General features: G+C 32.6%; 17 protein-coding genes and 1 riboswitch. Of the genes, 3 read left to right on the top strand and 14 right to left on the bottom strand.

Features of this window, described 5'->3' with window-relative positions; translation table 11 throughout:
- The first annotated feature begins 52 nt into the window (after window positions 1-52).
- A complete protein-coding gene (locus tag ACWCL1_RS00420; protein ID WP_454544953.1) occupies window positions 53-1810 on the top strand; it encodes a putative polysaccharide biosynthesis protein in 1758 nt (585 codons plus the stop codon).
- A gap of 35 nt (window positions 1811-1845) precedes the next feature.
- Here ACWCL1_RS00420 and ACWCL1_RS00425 read toward each other — a convergent pair whose 3' ends face one another.
- The gene (locus ACWCL1_RS00425) at window positions 1846-2562 is read right to left on the bottom strand and encodes a GntR family transcriptional regulator (protein ID WP_454544954.1); all 717 of its coding nucleotides are present in this window, start codon (window positions 2560-2562) and stop codon (window positions 1846-1848) included.
- 75 nt (window positions 2563-2637) lie between these two features.
- A complete protein-coding gene (locus tag ACWCL1_RS00430) occupies window positions 2638-3519 on the bottom strand; it encodes an ROK family protein (protein WP_454544955.1) in 882 nt (293 codons plus the stop codon).
- A gap of 149 nt (window positions 3520-3668) precedes the next feature.
- On the opposite strand from ACWCL1_RS00430, the gene ACWCL1_RS00435 reads away from it, so the two are divergent.
- Window positions 3669-4055: a VOC family protein gene (locus ACWCL1_RS00435; RefSeq protein WP_454544956.1), complete on the top strand. Its 387-nt coding sequence runs from the start codon at window positions 3669-3671 to the stop codon at window positions 4053-4055.
- 43 nt (window positions 4056-4098) lie between these two features.
- Here the strand turns inward: ACWCL1_RS00435 and ACWCL1_RS00440 are convergent, their stop codons facing one another.
- The 7 genes from ACWCL1_RS00440 to trxA all read right to left on the bottom strand — a co-directional run bounded on the left by ACWCL1_RS00440 (window position 4099) and on the right by trxA (window position 7707).
- A complete protein-coding gene (locus ACWCL1_RS00440; RefSeq protein ID WP_454544957.1) occupies window positions 4099-4851 on the bottom strand; it encodes a 3-oxoacyl-ACP reductase in 753 nt (250 codons plus the stop codon).
- On the bottom strand, window positions 4851-5075 hold the full coding sequence (locus tag ACWCL1_RS00445; RefSeq protein WP_454544958.1) for a DUF2829 domain-containing protein: 225 nt from the start codon (window positions 5073-5075) through the stop codon (window positions 4851-4853). The genes ACWCL1_RS00440 and ACWCL1_RS00445 overlap by 1 nt, the downstream gene beginning before the upstream one ends.
- 12 nt (window positions 5076-5087) lie before the next feature.
- Entirely contained in the window at window positions 5088-5555 is a 468-nt protein-coding gene (locus ACWCL1_RS00450) for a QueT transporter family protein (RefSeq protein WP_454545237.1), read from the bottom strand.
- A gap of 43 nt (window positions 5556-5598) precedes the next feature.
- Window positions 5599-5643: riboswitch (PreQ1 riboswitch) on the bottom strand.
- 75 nt (window positions 5644-5718) lie between these two features.
- Complete coding sequence (locus tag ACWCL1_RS00455; protein ID WP_454544959.1) at window positions 5719-6576, bottom strand: DegV family protein; 858 nt, start codon at window positions 6574-6576, stop codon at window positions 5719-5721.
- A gap of 54 nt (window positions 6577-6630) precedes the next feature.
- Window positions 6631-6990 (bottom strand): fluoride efflux transporter CrcB, encoded by a 360-nt coding sequence (gene crcB / locus ACWCL1_RS00460; protein ID WP_454544960.1) that lies wholly within the window; start codon window positions 6988-6990, stop codon window positions 6631-6633.
- The gene (locus ACWCL1_RS00465; RefSeq protein WP_454544961.1) at window positions 6990-7373 is read right to left on the bottom strand and encodes a fluoride efflux transporter FluC; all 384 of its coding nucleotides are present in this window, start codon (window positions 7371-7373) and stop codon (window positions 6990-6992) included. The genes crcB and ACWCL1_RS00465 overlap by 1 nt, the downstream gene beginning before the upstream one ends.
- Complete coding sequence (gene trxA, locus ACWCL1_RS00470) at window positions 7366-7707, bottom strand: thioredoxin (RefSeq protein WP_454544962.1); 342 nt, start codon at window positions 7705-7707, stop codon at window positions 7366-7368. The genes ACWCL1_RS00465 and trxA overlap by 8 nt, the downstream gene beginning before the upstream one ends.
- A gap of 185 nt (window positions 7708-7892) precedes the next feature.
- Here trxA and ACWCL1_RS00475 point away from each other — a divergent pair, with 185 nt between their 5' ends.
- Window positions 7893-10541, top strand: coding sequence for a calcium-translocating P-type ATPase, PMCA-type (locus ACWCL1_RS00475; protein WP_454544963.1), 2649 nt, complete (start codon window positions 7893-7895; stop codon window positions 10539-10541).
- 191 nt (window positions 10542-10732) lie between these two features.
- Here ACWCL1_RS00475 and ACWCL1_RS00480 read toward each other — a convergent pair whose 3' ends face one another.
- From ACWCL1_RS00480 to ACWCL1_RS00500, 5 genes are all read right to left on the bottom strand, one after another.
- Entirely contained in the window at window positions 10733-12220 is a 1488-nt protein-coding gene (locus ACWCL1_RS00480) for a peptide MFS transporter (protein WP_454544964.1), read from the bottom strand.
- Window positions 12221-12539: 319 nt separating this feature from the next.
- A complete protein-coding gene (locus ACWCL1_RS00485; protein WP_454544965.1) occupies window positions 12540-13739 on the bottom strand; it encodes a hypothetical protein in 1200 nt (399 codons plus the stop codon).
- Window positions 13740-13952: 213 nt separating this feature from the next.
- Entirely contained in the window at window positions 13953-14642 is a 690-nt protein-coding gene (locus tag ACWCL1_RS00490; protein ID WP_454544966.1) for a class A sortase, read from the bottom strand.
- Between the two features lie 30 nt (window positions 14643-14672).
- On the bottom strand, window positions 14673-17309 hold the full coding sequence (locus ACWCL1_RS00495; RefSeq protein ID WP_454544967.1) for a YfhO family protein: 2637 nt from the start codon (window positions 17307-17309) through the stop codon (window positions 14673-14675).
- A 209-nt stretch (window positions 17310-17518) separates the two neighbouring features.
- Complete coding sequence (locus ACWCL1_RS00500) at window positions 17519-18844, bottom strand: aminopeptidase C (RefSeq protein ID WP_454544968.1); 1326 nt, start codon at window positions 18842-18844, stop codon at window positions 17519-17521.
- Window positions 18845-18855: the final 11 nt, after the last annotated feature.

An 18855-nucleotide genomic window follows, 5' to 3' on the forward strand; every position in this document is an offset into this window, starting at 1 on the left:
TTTCTAAACGTGGTAAACTATTTATGTTTATATAGTATTGGAGAGTATTTACATGAAGAAAAAATTATTGTCTGGAAGTTTTTGGATGATGATGGGCAGTATTCTTTCACGGGTACTTGGAATCATCTACTTAATTCCATGGTTAATGATGATGGGTAGTTTAAGTCAACGTAATGCTGCTCAAGCAATCTTTAACTCTGCATATACACCATATGCACTTTTTCTTGTACTGAGTCAATCAGGATTTCCGTCATCAATTGCGCGTCAAATCGCTGAATATAATAGTGAAAATAAATTCCGCAATAGTTTACGGGTATTCAAGTATGGGATGTTAGTAATGCTTGGAATGGGAATTGTTTCTGGAATTTTATTTTGGTTTGCAGCTCCTTGGATCGCTTCAACTAGTCCAGTTGTTTCAGTTGCAGCTACCACTACAACAATTCGTTTCTGTGTACCTGCATTAGTAATTTTGCCACCAATGAGTTTGATTCGAGGCTTTTTCCAAGGAAATTCTGATATGCAACCATATGGAATTTCACAACTATGGGAACAATTAACCCGGGTTATTTTTATTATTGCAACTACTTTCGTTATTATGGAAGTAATGCATGGAAGTTACTTAAAAGCAGTTAATTATAGCACGCTTGCTGCATTTATTGGAGCAATTTTTAGTTTAATTTATCTTGCATATCATGCACTAAAAAAAAGGGCTGAATATGAAGAAATGTATGATGTTAGTTTACCTGCAGATAATGATCATATCCCTACAATTTTTAAAAACATCATTCAGGATGCGATTCCTTTTGTTGTAATTGGTTCTGCAATCACTATCTTCCAATTTATTGATCAATTGACTTTTAAAACAACTGCAAGTGATTTAATGGGCATGCCACTTACAACCGCACGTGATTTATTTACTTATTTCTCAGCTAACCCTAATAAAATTACGGCTGTAGTAATTTCACTAACAACTGCGATTTCAGAAACATCCTTACCGCTTCTTGCTCAAAAACAAAGTCGAAGTAAAACAGGTAATATATTGTCACAAAATATTGAGTTAAACTTAACTTGTTTAATCCCCGCTTCTCTTTTACTTTCAATTTTGTCATGGGAAGTTAATGGAATTTTCTTTGATTTTCAAGAACTAGGTGCTGAATTGATGTCCTTTGCTTTAGTTAATAGTATTATACTTGCCTTATTCATTAATTTCTTTACGGCAGTTCAATCAATGGGATATCAACGTTATGCAGTTAAGCAATTTTTCGTTGGAATGGTTTTAAAATTAGCTTTACAAACTCCAGCAATCTACTTCTTCGGTGCATTTGGTCCAACTCTTGCAAGTTCAATTGCATTTGGACTAGTAACCTTAAATGTTTACTTAATGCTTCGGCGTGAATATATTCAACCAGGACAATTACGATATGCATCTAAGATTTTAAAAATTAATCTAATTTTACTTGCAATCACATTTGTCATTAATCGCATTATAAAATTATTCTTTGTACCTCAATCTAAAATCACTGCGTTTATCTACTGTATAGTAATTGGAGTTGCTTTTGCAGCCGCATACTTCTTCTTATTGAAGAAAACTGGATTGCTTACAATTATTTTGGGAACAAATGATGAAAACGAAGAAGATCATGTTGAACATGAAGAGATCATTTTAGAGCCGGCAACTGATTTTGAACTTCAAACTGAAGAACGCATTCACGGTGCTCATTTTGATCCCGCTGACTTAAAAGCGTTTCATGACAATGATGCTAATCATCATGACGACCAGCAACCCATCGGAAAACATTTTAAATCATAATTATTAAATAAAGACTGTGTTCTAAAACACAGCCTTTATTTTTTCATATCTAAAATCGTATATGAATGTTCCCCATTATAAGGATGACGATTAATTGAGTATTCTAATGGAATACCATTTTCTAAGTAAACAATTTGAGCAACTTGTAAAATTGGATCATCTTCATTTGCTTTTAAATATTTACAATCATCTTCAGTGGTTTTTTCAGCAGAAATTTTTCGAAAAGCACTTCCTATTTTTAATCCCAAATTCTTTTTTATGTAACGATATAATGATCCATTTAATATTTTCTGATTTAAATTTGGAACTAATTTTTCTGGAATAAAAGTATGTTCAAAAACATATGGCTCATCATCAACAATTCTTAGTCTTTTAATTTCATACACTGGATTGGTATCCTTTATATGTAATTTTTCACATAAAAATCGGCTAGGAAAATGAATATCAAATAAAGTTACTTGACTTTTAATATGATCTCCTAATTCTTCTGTCAATCCTTCGTATTCATTTAATGGTAGTGCATCCCGTTGTTGATCTGCATCTTGACGCACATAAGTCCCTGATCCTCGTTGTGAATAAATGTATCCTTCATAAGATAGCATATCAAGCGCCTTTTTGACGGTCATTCGGCTAGTTTTAAATTCACGTGAAAGTGCATTTTGATCTGGAATTGCCTCTCCAGCCGGATATTGCCCACTCTTAATTCGATTTTTGATTTCATTAAAAATTGCTAAATATTTTGCTTTTGGCATTTCGTCACTTCCTTTTATTAAAAGAGGCTGTGATAAAAATCATAGCCTCAAATTAATTCACCTCAAAAAGATGCTTTATTTATTATTTTTTTGTGCCTCTTCTTTAGCAAGTAATAAGCAGCCAGTAATTCCAGCATCATCACCTAAAGCACAATGCACAATATATTCACCCAAAGCAGGAGTTTTAACGTAACCGTTCATTAACTTTTCAAATTCTTTACGAATTAATGGGAAAAGTTGTTCTTGTTTAGAAACACCACCACCAAAAATAATCCGTTCTGGTGATAAAATCAATGTATAATCCATGCAGGCTTGTGCAAGATAGTAAGCAACGATTTCCCAATCTTTATCATCTTTTGGAATTTCATATGCCTTAACTCCATGATGACGTGCTTCAATTGCAGGACCAGCGGTCATTCCTTCTAAGCAATCATGGTGATATGGACACAATCCTTCAAATGTGTCTTCTGGATGACGGCGTAACATAATGTGTCCCATTTCTGGATGACCATATCCTTCAAGTAACTTCCCATTAACAACACCACCGCCACCAACGCCGGTACCAACGGTTAAATAAACACAACTTTCATCACCTTTAGCTGCACCTTTTTTCAATTCACCATATGCAGCTACATTTACGTCAGTTGTCCATACATAAGGTACGTCAAAACGTTTCTTCATTTCACCTAAAAAATCATAGTTAGCCCAACCTTTTTTAGGAGTAGTTGTAATATAACCATATGTACCAGATTTTTTGTTTACATCAATTGGTCCAAATGAGCCAATTCCAATTGCTTCAACTGGATTTTCTTCAAAAAATTTAAAAACTTCTACCATCGTTTCTTCAGGGACTGTTGTTGGAATTTTAACTCGTTTTACAATATTTAAATCTTCATCACTTACAGCGCAAACAAATTTTGTTCCGCCAGCTTCAATTGCTCCATACATTTTTTTCATTTTTATAACTCCAATTCTATATAAAAGTAATCGCTTTCTCTATTTTACAGCAAATTATTTTCAAATAAAAGATTTATTCAAAATATTTCATTGTTCTTCAAAAATAAGTATAATTAATAATGATTTAAATTGAAGGAAGGGTAATCTTGATGCGGGTAAAACGATTAGATCATATTGTATTAACTGTCAGTGACATTGCTAAAGCCACTCGTTTTTATCATGAAACTTTTGATATGCCAATCATCAGTGAACAAACTACAAGTGAAGTAACTACTTTACGTTGTGGTCATCAATTAATTCGATTGCAAAAGGTTGATCGCTCAACGAACTTAAAAGCTAAAAATCCAACTGCTGGTTCAGCTGATTTATGCATTGTTGTTGGTGATAAAATTAGTGACGTTGAAAATCATTTAAAAAGTTACTTTGTCAGCATTGTTGCTGGACCAATTAAAAAACTAGGATCTGAAGGTGAAATGACTTCGCTTTACGTTACTGATAATGATCAAAATTTAATTGAGATTGCTTCATATAAATAGCTTTTATAAAAAATGAGACCGTGAATAATCACAGCCTCATTTTTTATTTTTCAATCCATCCGCCATCAATTGGAACTGCTGCTCCATGAATATAATCAGCACGAGGACTAGCTAGAAACAATGTTAAATCGGCAACTTCTTCAGGTTTAGCCCATCTTTTGGCAGGAGTTTGTTCTGCAACCCATTTCGCCATTTGTGCATCACCTTCAAAATCAGATTTATTCATCGGAGTTTCAATTGCGCCAGGTGCAATGCAATTTGCTCGGATGCCGAAGGCTGCATAATCATAGTCTAATTGCTTTGTATAACCAATAATTCCACTTTTGGCTGCTGTATAAGCAGCCCCGCCACCACCTGCTACCATTCCGGCAATTGATGCCATATTAATGATCGTGCCTGCCTTTTTTTCTATCATTTGTGGCAAAATCAAATTGGTAATACGAAAAATACTTTTTAAATTAGTATTAAAAATGTCGTCCCAAAGTTGTTCACTTGTTTCAAGCGTTGGAGCAAAACCATCTAAAATACCAGCAGTATTGATTAAGATATCAATTTTTCGGTCTATTAAAAGTGGTCTTAACCATTTTTCAATCTGATTTTTATCACGCACATCGCACTGATTAAAGTGGAATTTTGAATTGGTTTTCAACGCATTAATCTGTTCATTTTGCTGAATATCAGCACCAAAAACATGTGCTTTAGCTGCTAAAAATTTTTGTGCTTGTGCCAATCCAATTCCTGAAGCCACACCAGTAATAATGACATTTTGATTTTCAAATTCTGGATATAAATTCATTAATCTACTAACTTCCAATCATTTGCAAGGACATCACACGAAGTAGGCATGAATTGTGATAAGGAAGGTTCTTCTTTAGTTTTAATCATCAAGTATGGATTGATTTTTTCACCATTTAAAGTGTCATCCTTAACCACAAAAATGTATTCTTCAGAACCACCCCAATTTGTTCGTACTGCTTTTTTGCCTTTTTTTAATTCAGGTAAAATTTCTTCAAAAGTCATTTAAAATACTCCTTACTTTGTTAAATCAATTCGTTTACTTAAAATTCCAATAATAATTGCTCCAACTGTCATTGAAATCAATTCACCAATTGCCACCGTTAAGTAAGTTGGCCAAAATGGTAAGTGATTTACATATTTTAATTCTAAAGCAACTGTCCATGTCATTAATGTACAAACTACCACTGCAATGATTAGTTTCCCAGTAGTAGATTTAACATGTTTACTTAATAAATAACTTAGTCCTGTCATTAAAAATGTTCCTAAAGAACCAAAAATTACATCAATGATCCCTAATGGAGAAAAACAATTTGCAATTGCACATCCGATTGTAAGTGCCCAAATATAACGCTTATTAAATATGGCAAGATTATTAAAAATTTCAGATAATCTCATCTGAATACTGCCATAACTAATTGGCGCACAAACTAGAGTAACTGCCACATACAATGCAGCAACAATTGCTGTTTTAGTTAAATTCATTAAGATAAATTTACTTTGAGATTTTGTTTTCACAAATATCGACCTCTTTCTAGTTTTTTTTAGTGGGATTTTCGCGAACCACTCTGCTGTTTAGTATACCATGAACATGGATAAGTTAATCATTTTTATTAGAAAATAAAAATAAGACCGCAAATTGCAGTCTTTAATTCCAACTAATCACAATACTTTCTTTTCCAATTTGACCAATCATCGATAAAGGCATATCGTGTAATTGAATTTTAGCAACCGGAAAAACGCGTTGCAATCCAGATAATAACCTTCCAATGAAACGATCATTTTGTACAGTTCGAACTACTGTAATTTCGATTCTTAATTCTCCCGTCATCTCTTGATAAGCAGGTGCAATTTGCCATCGAATTGCTCGAAATAACCGATTTAATTGTGCATATGTGTTGATTACTTGAAGTCTTCCATTATCGCCAAAATTCATTAATGTTTTCGGTTTAAAAAGTGCTTTTCCCATCATTGAAAGTCCATTTTTTACATACCCTAAAGTCGCTAAATGATTCAAATTTTTCATAATAATCAATGTTTGGGATTGACTTCGTACACTTTGTACTTCTAATTTAATTTGATTTAAACTAACGCCACTATCCACTAATTGAGCTGCTAGTACTGCTAAGTTTCCTTCAGCTGTTCCAAATGAGTATGAGTCAATAATATGCATTCTAATTTGATTTTGTTTTTGTGCAAATGAGCGTAAATTATCTCCTAATCCACTAATGCTATTTGCTACATGAATGCAAATCACATCCGTATAATTATTTTTAACTAGTCGGTTGATCATTTCTTGAATCGTACTAGTTGAAACTTGACCAGTAGTTAAAAACGATTTCGGTTGTTTTAACATTTCATATAAATTTTTCCGATCATAATAATATTTTTCATAGTATGCTTTTCCATTAGCTAATAATGGCAATGGTAAAATTTTTATTTTTAGCTTATCCTTTAGTTGTAAATCAATAATCGCTGCACTGTCCGTGAGAACCGCTACTTTCATAAAAAACCATCCAATTTATCAAATTCCTTTTATGTTTATCACTATCTTAACACACTATGACGTAAAATACGTTCCTAGTGCAAAACCTATAAATGCAAATGTAATTCCAATTAAATAACTGATAATTCCATACAACAATGATCCTGATAAATTTTTATCATGAATCATTGCAAATAACTCTGTGTTAAAGGTTGAAAAAGTGGTATATCCACCTAGAAAGCCTGTTCCAATAATAGAATAAATATTATTATTAATTTTCATTCCAACTAATGTCCCTAGTACAAATGCCCCTGATAAATTCAAAAATAGGGTCGCTAGCGGAAAGTTAATTCGTGTTTTCCTTTTAATTAAATTTGTTAAAAAGTACCGGACACATGCTCCTGCACTCGCACCAATACCAATCATCCAAATCATTATAGTTCACCTTTTCTATTTATCATCGTAACTATTTTATAAGCTCCTAATACACATAAAAAACCACCAAACATACTAATCGTTAAGTATATAAATGCATGTATCATTTGATGTGCATTGATTAATTTTATGAAATCAACTGTAAATGAAGAAAAGGTAGTAAAAGAGCCAATAAATCCAGTTCCTAATCCAACATTTAACCATTCAGGTAATGAATTGCGTTCAATCACATAGTAAGTCAAAAATGATAATAAAAAGCATCCTACTAAATTTGCAATAATAGTACCATTACTGCCCCACAGTTTTCCTAACCCACAGCGACAAAGTCCGCCAAAAAATGCAAAAAAAGCAACACTGATGTAATTTTTAATCTTACTATTCATTTGTATTTTCCTCTTTATATTCTACAATTTTTTGACTTAAATATCCTTCAAATTGTTTTTTAGGCTTATAACCAGTAACCTTTTCTTTTGCTTGACCGTTAACAAATAAAATTTGAGCAGGAATATTTTGAATATGAAATTTTTCAGCCAACTCCATATTTTTTTCGATATCAACCTTGGCAAACTTTATTTGAGTGCCAAATTGATCTTCAAGATCAGCTAATATTGGATCCAACATTTTGCATGGCTGACACCAATTTGCCCAAAAATCAACTAACACCAATTGGGATTGAGTTTCTTTTTCAAAATTTTGGTTATTCAAAGTAATTGCCACATAATCACTTCCTACTAAATAATTACATACTTCCTTATTTTACTCTTTAAATTCACCGCAAGCAAAATTAATTTGCAAAGGATCTTAATAAATTATTTGTCTATGGATATATATTTTTAGTTATAGATATGATACATTAAATGTGTAAATCATTATATTAATTTCAAGGAGGATTTTCATATAGATTGAAAACGAAATTTTATCAGATGACTGACCAAGAAGTCTTAAAGAAGTTAAACACTTCTACTAATGGGCTTTCTGACCAAGAAGTGCAAAAACGCCAAGAAGAATACGGCAAAAATGTACTTCAAGCCAAAAAACATACAACTTTACTTCAAAAGTTCATCGCTCAATTTAAAGATTTGATGATCGTCATTTTGATGGTAGCTGCAATAGTTGCAATGTTTGCTGGTGAAGTTTCCGATGCGTTAATTATTTTCGTCGTAGTTTTATTAAACGCTGTATTTGGTGTTTTCCAAGAAGCGAAGGCTGAAAATGCAATTGACGCCCTTCAAGAAATGACGACGCCTATTTCTAAAGTACGGCGCAACGGAACTGTTGTTCAAATTAAAAGTGAAGATCTAGTTCCAGGAGATATCGTTTTACTTGAAGCCGGAGATATTGTTCCTGCCGATGTACGGCTGATTTCAAGTCACAACTTGAAAATTGAAGAAGCTGCTTTAACTGGTGAATCTGTTCCGGTTGAAAAAAATACAGCAGTAATCACCGAAGATAACCAACCACTTGGTGAACAGCATAATCTTGGTTTCATGAATACTAATGTAACTTATGGAACTGCCGAAGCAGTTGTGACTTCAATTGGAATGAATACTCAAGTTGGACATATTGCTTCAATGCTTGATGATGTTGATAAAGCAATGACACCACTGCAAAAAAATATTACTCACTTGAGTAAGGTTTTGAGTGTTTTAATTTTAGCAATTGCTGTGGTCATCTTTATCTTTGGGGTAGTTACTGGACGTGAATCATTCTTAGATATGTTACTAACAGCAATTTCCTTAGCTGTAGCTGCAATCCCAGAAGGTTTACCAGCAATTGTAACCATCACTTTAGCTTTAGGAACACAAACTATGGCTAAACGACAAGCGCTTGTCCGTAAACTTCCTGCGGTTGAAACATTAGGAACAACTGAAATTATCGCTTCAGATAAAACTGGAACTTTAACACAAAATAAAATGACTGTGGAAAAATTCTATGAAAATGGTCAATTAATTGATGCTAAAGATTTCCATGCTGATATGACTGCTAAATTACCTGAAATTATGATTTTAGCTAATGATAGTCAAAAAACGCCAGATGGTTTAGTTGGTGATCCAACTGAAACTGCCTTAATTCAATATTACTATGATCATAACGATGATGTAGCAAAAGTTGAAAACAGCTTTAGTCGTGTAGGATCAATTCCATTTGATTCTGAACGAAAGTTAATGTCTGCAATCGTAAAAGACCAACAAGATAACTTATTCGTGATGACTAAAGGTGCGGTTGATGAATTACTTAGAAGAGTTACTAAAATTTTAGATCATGGTAAGGTTCGTGACTTTACAAATGATGATAAGGAAATGATCCTTGCTGTTAATAAGCAACTTGCACAAGATGCGTTACGTGTTTTAGGATATGCATATCGTCCGTTATCAGATGCAGGTGCTCCATTTACATCTGAAAACTATGAAGAAGATCTCATTTTTGTTGGATTAACCGGAATGATTGATCCACAACGTCCAGAAGTTAAGGATGCAGTTCGTGAAGCTAAAGAAGCTGGAATTCGTCCATTAATGATTACTGGTGACCATAAAGATACTGCCCGTGCAATTGCAATTCGGTTAGGAATTATTTCACCAGATGACACTGAAGGAGTTATTACTGGACACCAATTAGATCAAATGTCTGATGAAGAATTACGTAAAAACATTACTAAGTATTCTGTTTTTGCACGTGTTGCCCCAGAACACAAAGTACGTATTGTTAAAGCATGGCAATCTCATGGTAAGATCGTTGCAATGACTGGTGACGGTGTTAATGATGCCCCTGCTTTGAAGACTGCTGATATTGGCGTTGGTATGGGAATTACTGGTACAGAAGTATCTAAAAACGCTTCTGACATCGTTTTAGCTGATGATAACTTTGCAACTATTATTGTTGCTGTTAAAGAAGGTCGCAAAGTCTTTGCTAATATTCAAAAAGCAATTCAATACTTGCTTTCTGCTAACCTTGGTGAAGTCTTAACTCTTTCAATGATGACATTCTTAGGTTGGACAATTTTTGCTCCAGTGCAAATTTTATGGATCAACCTTGTTACTGACACATTCCCTGCAATTGCTTTAGGACTTGAACATAGCGAAAAGGGAATTATGAAACGAAAACCTCGAGGACAAAAATCAACTTTCCTTTCAAATGGGGTTGGTTTAAGTATTATTTATCAAGGATTACTTGAAGGTTTATTAACTCTTGGAGTTTACTGGTATGCAATTAACTTCCCATTCCATCATACTTCAAGTGCAATCCATGCAGATGCATTAACAATGGCATATGCAACCTTAGGATTACTTCAGTTATTCCATGCGTTTAACTGTAAATCATTACATGGATCAATCTTCAGTAAGAACAGTTTTAATAATAAATTCTTTAACTGGTCAATTTTAGTTTCAACAATTTTACTTGGAGTAACTATCTTTGTTCCTGGTTTCAACCAAACATTCCACGTTACTCAATTAGCTGCTCCTCAATGGATGGTAGTAATCTTCGCTGGGATCTTATTAGTAGCAATTGTTGAAATAGTTAAATTGATCCAACGAAAAACTAAAAAGGCTTAAATGTATAAATTAAAAGAACTTCAAAATTTGAAGTTCTTTTTTGTATGATAATAAATCATAAATAAGCAAATATCAGCTGGAAATGCATATGAAAATAACTCTTATTGTTTGTGAAACTCAATTTATAGAAGATATGACAAAAAAACTGTAACGTGTAGTTACAGTTTTTTTAATTCGGATTTTATAAAATATTAGTTAACCCCATCCATTAAGCGATGAATCTTCTTTACAAAGAAGAAAAGAATAATTCCAAACACAATACTGATAAGACCAATTGTTAAGAAATATGGAACTTCAGTTGAAGATGAGTAGTATTTAACTACTTGAGAATTAATCGCTTGACCAGCAGCATTTGCTAAAAACCACATACTCATCATTTGAGATTTAAATGCTTTTGGCGCAAGTTTAGTAGTTACTGATAAACCAATTGGAGAAATTAACATTTCACCAATTTCAACGATGAACCATGACATTACAAGCCAAAACGGACTTACTCTTCCAGTAGTTCCTTCTAAAATTCCAGGTAATGCCATCCAAGCATATGATAATCCAGCAAAAATCAATCCAGCTGCAAATTTGCCAGGTGCACTTGGTTGATTCTTCCAATGACTCCATAACCATACAAAAACAGGTGTTAAAATCATAATAAATAATGGATTTAAAGTTTGGAAATTTGATGCTGCAAAGTGCCATGAACCAATATGTAAAACTGTTCGATTCTCAGCAAACAAAGCTAATACAACCGAGCCAGATTCTTCAATTGCCCAGAAAATTGCTGCTGCAATAAATAATGGAATATAAGCACGTACACGTGAACGTTCCACTTTAGTAACCTTTGAACTTCGTAACATAATTACAAAGTAAATGATCGGTAAGGCTACAGCAATTAATGTAATTAAAGTAATGACATTATCAATATTAAGAGTACCAGTTGTACCCATGATTCCTAATACAACTACTAATGCAACAATTCCAATAACAACATCCTTAATAATTGGTTTTAAATCTTCCTTACTAATTGGATCTTTAGGATGTAATGTATCTTCTGGAAGATATTTTTTGCCATCAAAATAATATTGAATTAAACCAGCAAACATCCCAATTGCTGCTAATGCAAAACCTGCATGGAAGTTCATATTACCATTATGACCAAACTTTTCAGCTACGAATGGAACTGCCCATGGAGCAATTGCAGCACCTAAGTTGATCCCAAATACAAAAATATTAAAACCAGCATCTCTTCTTCTGTCTGTTTCAGAATAAAGATCACCAACCATGTCAGAAACATTTGGTTTTAACAAACCTGTTCCTACTACAATAAAGGCAATTGAAGTGTATAAAGCGGCTGCTCCAAATGGTAATGACAATACGATATGTCCCAACATAATAAACACACCACCAAGGAAAACTGTCTTTCGACTTCCCCAAACACGGTCACTTAGCCATCCGCCAACTACACCAGCCATATAAACTAAAGAGCCATAAATTGACATAATTGAGGCTGCAGTGCCTTCACTAAAACCTAATCCGCCTTTGCTAATTGCAAAATACATATAGAACAGCAAAATGGCACGCATTCCATAGTAACTAAAACGTTCCCACATTTCAGTTGAGAATAAGGTTGCTAAGCCCCGCGGTTGACCGAAAAATGCTCGGTCTTGTTTCTGCTGTGTATCCAATATATTTCCTCCTAATCCGGGTTAAAAACATTTAATTTTTAACCTTATAGCAAAACCTATGCTATAAACGTTTTTAAACTTTATGCTTTATATTTTATCAATCAGATTAAAAAAACGCAATGGTAAAATTAAAAAAAAATGAGATTGTCATTTAACTTAAATCAGGTTACCTTTATAATACTAATCAATTTTGCAATAAAAAAGCTTAATTTCTGCTTCATAGTAGAAATTAAGCAATTATTAAAAACGATTTAATCATTTAATTTTATGATTCTATTTAAAAGATAGGCATTATAAATTTAAAGTATTTCTAATTTAATTACTTCCGTTTTCTTCTTAGATTAATTCCGATAACCATACTAGCCATTGCTAGCAAAGAAGTTCCCAATAAAATTGAACGGACAGAAACTTTTTCACCCATTTGAGGTAGGTTACTATTATCTTTATTATAAGCAACACTATCATTTGAAGAAACTGATGTTGTGTTTATTTTTTCACTATCTTGCGTATTTGCAACGTTTGAGTTTTTCTTTGATTCATCATTTGATTTATTACTTGATTCTAGTAAAACATTTGCACTTGAACTTGTTTCACCGCTTGTACTTGATGAAGTGTTTGAGCTAGAACTTGCTTCACTACTTGTGCTCGATGAAACATCTGCACTTGAACTTGTTTCACTACTTGTACTTGATGAAGTATTTAAGCTAGAACTTGTTTCACCACTTGTACTTGATGAAGTATTTGAACTAGAGTTTGCTTCACTACTTGTACTTGATGAAGTATTTGAACTAGAGTTTGCTTCACTACTTGTACTTGATGAAACATTTGCACTTGAACTTGTTTCACCGCTTGTACTTGATGAAGTATTTGAGCTAGAACTTGCTTCATTACTTGTGCTCGATGAAACATCTGCACTTGAACTTACTTCACTACTTGTACTTGATGAAGTATTTGAACTCGATTGTTGTGCATCTTGCAATGCCTGAACAGCTTGATCATATGCGTTTTGTGCATCATTAACTTTTTGTTGAGCCTCTGTTTGGATTTTTTTAGCATTACTGAGAGCTTCTTGAGCTGCATTTTTTTCATCCATAGCATTAGCAAGATTTTGCTGAACATCGCTAATACTTACCTGTAAATTAACAATTTGCATATACATCGCCTTGCCAGCATCACTTTCTTTTTCTGCTGTTGATAATGCATAGTATTTATCTTCAATCACAAGCAATTCACTTTCTAATTTTCCCCATTCATCATCAAGCGAACTTACTTTTTGTTTACTTGCAGTTAAATTTTGTTGAGCTGTACTTACAGCAGAATTAGCTTGTTGTAGGTTTTGTTGTGCATCTTGTAATTCTGCTTGTGCATGGGAAACTTGTTGTTCCAAGTCTGAAATTGTATCTGCTTTTACCACAATCCCATCTTCTGAAAACAAGTTAACTGACCCATTTCCAATAACACTCGCAGCCAAAACTCCGCTTAATGTTAATGTACTTATTAAAACCTTAGCTTTTTTCAATATAATATCCTCCAAATTATATTTCTTAACATTTTAATTCGATATAAAACGAATGTTAACTCCCAAAATCATCTTACATTATCAACCAAAAACGCACAATATCACAAATATCTTTTTAATAATTAACTAACAATTATTTATGAATTTCTTTAAAAAGAACTACGATTTGTGCATAAATTAAGAGGTTGTAAAAATTACAACCTCTTAATTTAATTAGTTATTAAAAACTTCAAGTGTTTTTTTAGTTGCATCCTGAGTTTGTTCAAGTTCTCCACGCACAATAATTCTTGTTTTAACGCCTGGTTCACCGGATGAACAGGTTACTAAGGTAATTAACTTTTTGCCTGCAACATTATCAATCCATTGAACTTGATCTTCATTTACCACTTTTTTATCAGTTACTTTATACGTATATACTTTTTTACCATCAGTTACGTAAATACTTGCACCTGTTTTAATATTTTCAAGTGGGCCAAATAAAATACTGTTATCTTCCATATGGTGCCCAGCAAGTGCATAGTTACCTTCTTCACCCATCTTTTCATTTGGCTTCATTGTACCTGCACCACGCATCAAATTATTTTGTGCAAGTCCATAAAAAATTGGTAACTTAATTCCTACTTGAGGAATTGCAATTTTCCCAATTGAGCCTTCTGCATCAGATGTAGCTGCCTTGGCAACATCTTTAGTATCAATCGGCTTAACTTTATCATAATCAAAGTTGCCTTTTTTCGGTTTTTGTTTCTCAATTGGTTTTTCAAGTGCGGTAGTTGAAATATGATTAACAATAAACGTTTTGATTTGCTCATTAAAAACTAGAGCTAATCCTACTATTGTTAATAAAACCACTAAGATACTAACTAAAACCTTTTTTATTCGCCCTTTTTTCTTTGGCTCCTTCATGTTCTATTACTCCCATCACTTTTCCAACAATTACTTACTTGAACTTTTCTTTGAATCTTTTTTATTTTTCTTATCCATTTTAATTAAAACAATTAGGATTACAATACTTGCAACTGAAATCAATGTTCCCAAAATAAAGAATGGTGGTTGATAAGTAAATGTTACTGTGTGTTTACCAGCACTTAAAGGTACTGCTAAAAATTCACCTAAAACTGTCTTAGATTTAACTGATTTGCCGTCTACTTTTACACGCCATCCCTTTTGTGCTGGAATAGTTGTCATTAATACTTGATTTTTCTTTGTCGTAATTGTTCCACTAATCTTAGTATCACTAAAGTGAGTAAGTTTTAATTCGTTTTGTTTTAATTGTTTCATCAATTTATCATACTTACTCATATCAAGATAATACAATCCAAAACTATCAAGTTGTAAGTTCTCATTATTAAGCGTCATCGTCAATGTTTGCTTTTGTCCCTTTTGATTTCCAGGAGTTAAATTCAAGACCATTGGCGAATTAAAATCGCTTGTTTGAGTTAATGTTTGTCCATCCATTGAAAATGTTGCTGCATTATTACTAAATGCAGGCCCAATTGTTAAATAGTATGGATCATTAGTAGTTGGTGTAAATGGCATTTGAATTGTTGCTTCTTGATTACTATCAAGTTTAGTATAAACATTATTTCCTTCATTTTTTAAATTACTATAAACGACGCTTAAATTTTTGTAAGATTTAAATAATTTCAAGTTTTTATCGCCAGCTAAAGCTGCAGCAATTCGATTTTGATTTTGAATTGGTTCAGCAACTTTCAACTTAGTATCCAAGATATCATCACTTGCAGCAAAACCTAATGCCAATACATTTTTATTTTGATAAATATTAGCTGCATTGGTTCCTTTTACGGTTGCATCATTAGCTAAATCAAGTCGAGTTGAATATGGTGTTAATGATGGTTCTTGTCCAGTTTGATTCATCATATACTTAATTCCTAAGAACGAATCAGTAAATAATGTTCCATTACTGTATGCTGTATAGTTATCACCTGATGAATTTCCAATCTTATTCATAAAGTTAGAAGTATTTGGATCTAACATTGAGTTAAACTCATCAGTTCCATAGTAATTAGCTTGCATTGGATCATCTTTTGAGCGCTCAAACGTCTTTCCAATTCGGTAAAATTGATTTTTACCTGGTCGAATATCTTTTAAAGCTTCATTTAAAGAAGTAATGTAACTTGTAAAACTACTTTGTCCTACATAATCAATTGGATTTAGACTCAAAGCAACATTAGCAGCCATTTCAAAAGTTGTTAATACTAATAATGATAGTTTTAGCCACTTCTTCATTGGAACTGATAGTAAAATTAAAAAACCAACAATAATAATACTGCTTATAACAATATTACTGCTCTTTAAGAAATTAAATGTCTTAATGTTATAGAAGCTATATTCTACAATTCCTCCTAAAACAATTACACTTAAAATTAACTGTAAGCGACTCAATCGCTCAACATTTAGTAATCCACGTGCAGCTAGTAAAATTAACCAAAAACATACAAGGTATGAGAACCGGTATGGGTACCATACTGGGAATTGCATTGCATGCCAGAATAAATCAAGTGGCTGATAGCAAAGTGAAATTACAAAAAATACACTCACTGCTACACTTGCAACTTTTTCCTTTGCTTTAATATTTTTACTTGTAAAGTAACAAATAATTCCAATTAAAACTAAAGTACCAACAAAAATATTTGGCGTTCCCTTTGGCATTTGATCAAAGTTAAATCCACCAACTAAAAACTTAGGTAGCATTTTCCACGGAGAGTAATCAAACTTCCATTCAAATGTTTTCGTATTATGTTGTGCTTTTGTTCCCAAAATTTCATAAAATGTTGGTAAAAGAACAATGGCAGCTAAACCAGCACTTAATAGCGAACGGCCAATGTAGCTGCGAATAACCTTCCATTTATTTTGAATTTTGTCGCTATGCCGCACAAAAGCCCAAATGAAATACATAATAGAGAAAATGCAAACCATATATCCCATATAGTAATTCGTAATTAAAATAACTGCTAAAAATACAGGATATACCCATTTACTCTTATTATTAAATAGATTTTCAATTCCAAGAATCATTAATGGCAAGAAGACGATTGCATCTAACCACATGACATTTAACATGTTAGCAACTACAAATCCGTTTAATGCATATGCAATTGACATTGCAGGCACAAGATAACCTTTTTGCCATTTTTCTTCTAATAATAATTTACTAAACGTCCAACCACTACATCCAACCTTTAGTAATGTAATGAGCATTACACCAAATGTTAACCATTTTCCAGGTGTAAACAAAAGAACTAAATTAAATGGACTAAATAAATAGTATGCCCACGTTCCCCACATACTTCCCCCTAAAGTATTTTGGAACGAATAGAAAAATTGGCTGAAATTATGCAACAATGTATTTCTGAAAAATGAATAGAAGTCAACATATTGTTGTCCTAAATCAACCGTTAAAATTGATGAATCCCCAAAAGGAAACATCTTACGATACATAAAATATCCTAATAAAATTACAACTGGAATTCCAAATGACATCAGTTGTAATAATTTGGAATTATTTCCTTTAATTTTAATTTCACGCGAGTTTTGATGATCTTTTCTCACGTTATTACTCACCCCAATGACATTAATTTTATAAGTTGTTAAAACTCAATACTTACATTGTCTTATTGTACCATAGAATAATTTGATGCATGTAATTTGCTAACACAAAAAAAAGAAAAAATAAAGATTAATTTAATGAAAATACCTTAATTAAATTATTGAAAATAAAAAAAGGATTACAACTTAAAGTTGCAATCCTAAATCAATTATTATCGTAATGAATCCCATGCAGGTAAATCTGTTTTAGCTTGAGCATTAATTTTTTGAGCTTCGCTTGAAATGTATTTTTGGTTGACAATAACTTCATAAACGTATTTATCAAACCATTCATCACTCATGATAAAATAACCTTTATCGCCAACTTTATCTCCCCATGAATTTTCAACTTTCCACTTAGTTGGTTTGCCATCAACCAAATCAACACCTGTAAAGGTCATTGCATGTGAAACTTCTCCATTTCGAGATGCAAGTCGTTCTTTTTTACTTAAATTCAAATCAATATTAAAAAGATCTCCTTGCTTGAAAAATTCAGGTGCAAGATAACCCTTTTGGCGATCTAAATCTTGTAAAACATCACAACCAAACCAAACTGTTTCACTCGCTTTTAATGATTCAATTACTGCTTGTTTTAAGGAAGACGTTCCTACATTTAAAAATTCAATGTGCTTTCCATCATAAATATAATCTTGGCTTGGAAGACCATATTTTTTGCCCATTTCGTGATCAGGAGCATCTAATAAACAAACATAATCATCAAAATCACGAGCAACATATTTATCATAAAATTCTTTAGGAGTTAAATCTTTATCAAGATGATATTTTTTATCATCATCGCGATATTCAAAATCAAATTTTTCAACTGGTTTTCCAAATGCATATACTAACATTCGATAAACTTCGCTTAAAGCTTCTTTTTTATATGCTCGTAAATCATCATCCGATTTACCATTAGCTTTCATTTCTCTTAATGCCATTGCATCTTTGCTTAATTTCAAATTCAAAGAAGAATTTAAGTCGGCTGTTTGATCACTTGTAAATGTTTCTGGCATCACACTTTGAGGAACTACTCCATATTTATTAATTAATGCCGCAGCGTTTGCCCATTGACCACCATCATTATCATTCCAATTTAATACTTCCAATAATTCACGATCATCAGCTGGACGATCTGCTAAACGAATAATTTCTTCTAAATAGTGATTAGCTTTTTCTAAACGATCAAAAAAGGAATTATAATTTTGAGAGAATTGAAAATCTTTCATTTTATATTTTTTAGCAAATTCATGTCGCAAAGTATTTAAAGTTGCAAACAACCAGCAACGCCCACTTTTCTTTTGGGCAGTCACCGTTCCTGTTTCGACTTCCAGTGAAAATACTCGGTTTAAACTCCGTTTAGCATCATAATTCATACTTGCTTTAACTACTCCATTTTCTTGAACAGAGCGAGCCAGTGCAGTTGAAGCAGGTGTATTAATTAAATCTTGATCAAATTTTGATAAATCAGCATATGTAATGTCTTTGATATCTTTAGTCATTCAAATTCCTT

This window comes from Ligilactobacillus sp. LYQ135 (assembly GCF_053711055.1).

Coding starts and splice junctions, on each gene's coding strand:
- ACWCL1_RS00490 (WP_454544966.1), bottom strand. CDS start 14,642: ATGAAGGAGCCAAAGAAAAAAGGGCGAATAAAAAAGGTTTTAGTTAGT.
- crcB (WP_454544960.1), bottom strand. CDS start 6,990: ATGATTTGGATGATTGGTATTGGTGCGAGTGCAGGAGCATGTGTCCGG.
- ACWCL1_RS00420 (WP_454544953.1), top strand. CDS start 53: ATGAAGAAAAAATTATTGTCTGGAAGTTTTTGGATGATGATGGGCAGT.
- ACWCL1_RS00455 (WP_454544959.1), bottom strand. CDS start 6,576: ATGAAAGTAGCGGTTCTCACGGACAGTGCAGCGATTATTGATTTACAA.
- ACWCL1_RS00465 (WP_454544961.1), bottom strand. CDS start 7,373: ATGAATAGTAAGATTAAAAATTACATCAGTGTTGCTTTTTTTGCATTT.
- ACWCL1_RS00500 (WP_454544968.1), bottom strand. CDS start 18,844: ATGACTAAAGATATCAAAGACATTACATATGCTGATTTATCAAAATTT.
- ACWCL1_RS00435 (WP_454544956.1), top strand. CDS start 3,669: ATGCGGGTAAAACGATTAGATCATATTGTATTAACTGTCAGTGACATT.
- ACWCL1_RS00425 (WP_454544954.1), bottom strand. CDS start 2,562: ATGCCAAAAGCAAAATATTTAGCAATTTTTAATGAAATCAAAAATCGA.
- ACWCL1_RS00430 (WP_454544955.1), bottom strand. CDS start 3,519: ATGAAAAAAATGTATGGAGCAATTGAAGCTGGCGGAACAAAATTTGTT.
- ACWCL1_RS00450 (WP_454545237.1), bottom strand. CDS start 5,555: ATGAATTTAACTAAAACAGCAATTGTTGCTGCATTGTATGTGGCAGTT.
- ACWCL1_RS00445 (WP_454544958.1), bottom strand. CDS start 5,075: ATGACTTTTGAAGAAATTTTACCTGAATTAAAAAAAGGCAAAAAAGCA.
- ACWCL1_RS00440 (WP_454544957.1), bottom strand. CDS start 4,851: ATGAATTTATATCCAGAATTTGAAAATCAAAATGTCATTATTACTGGT.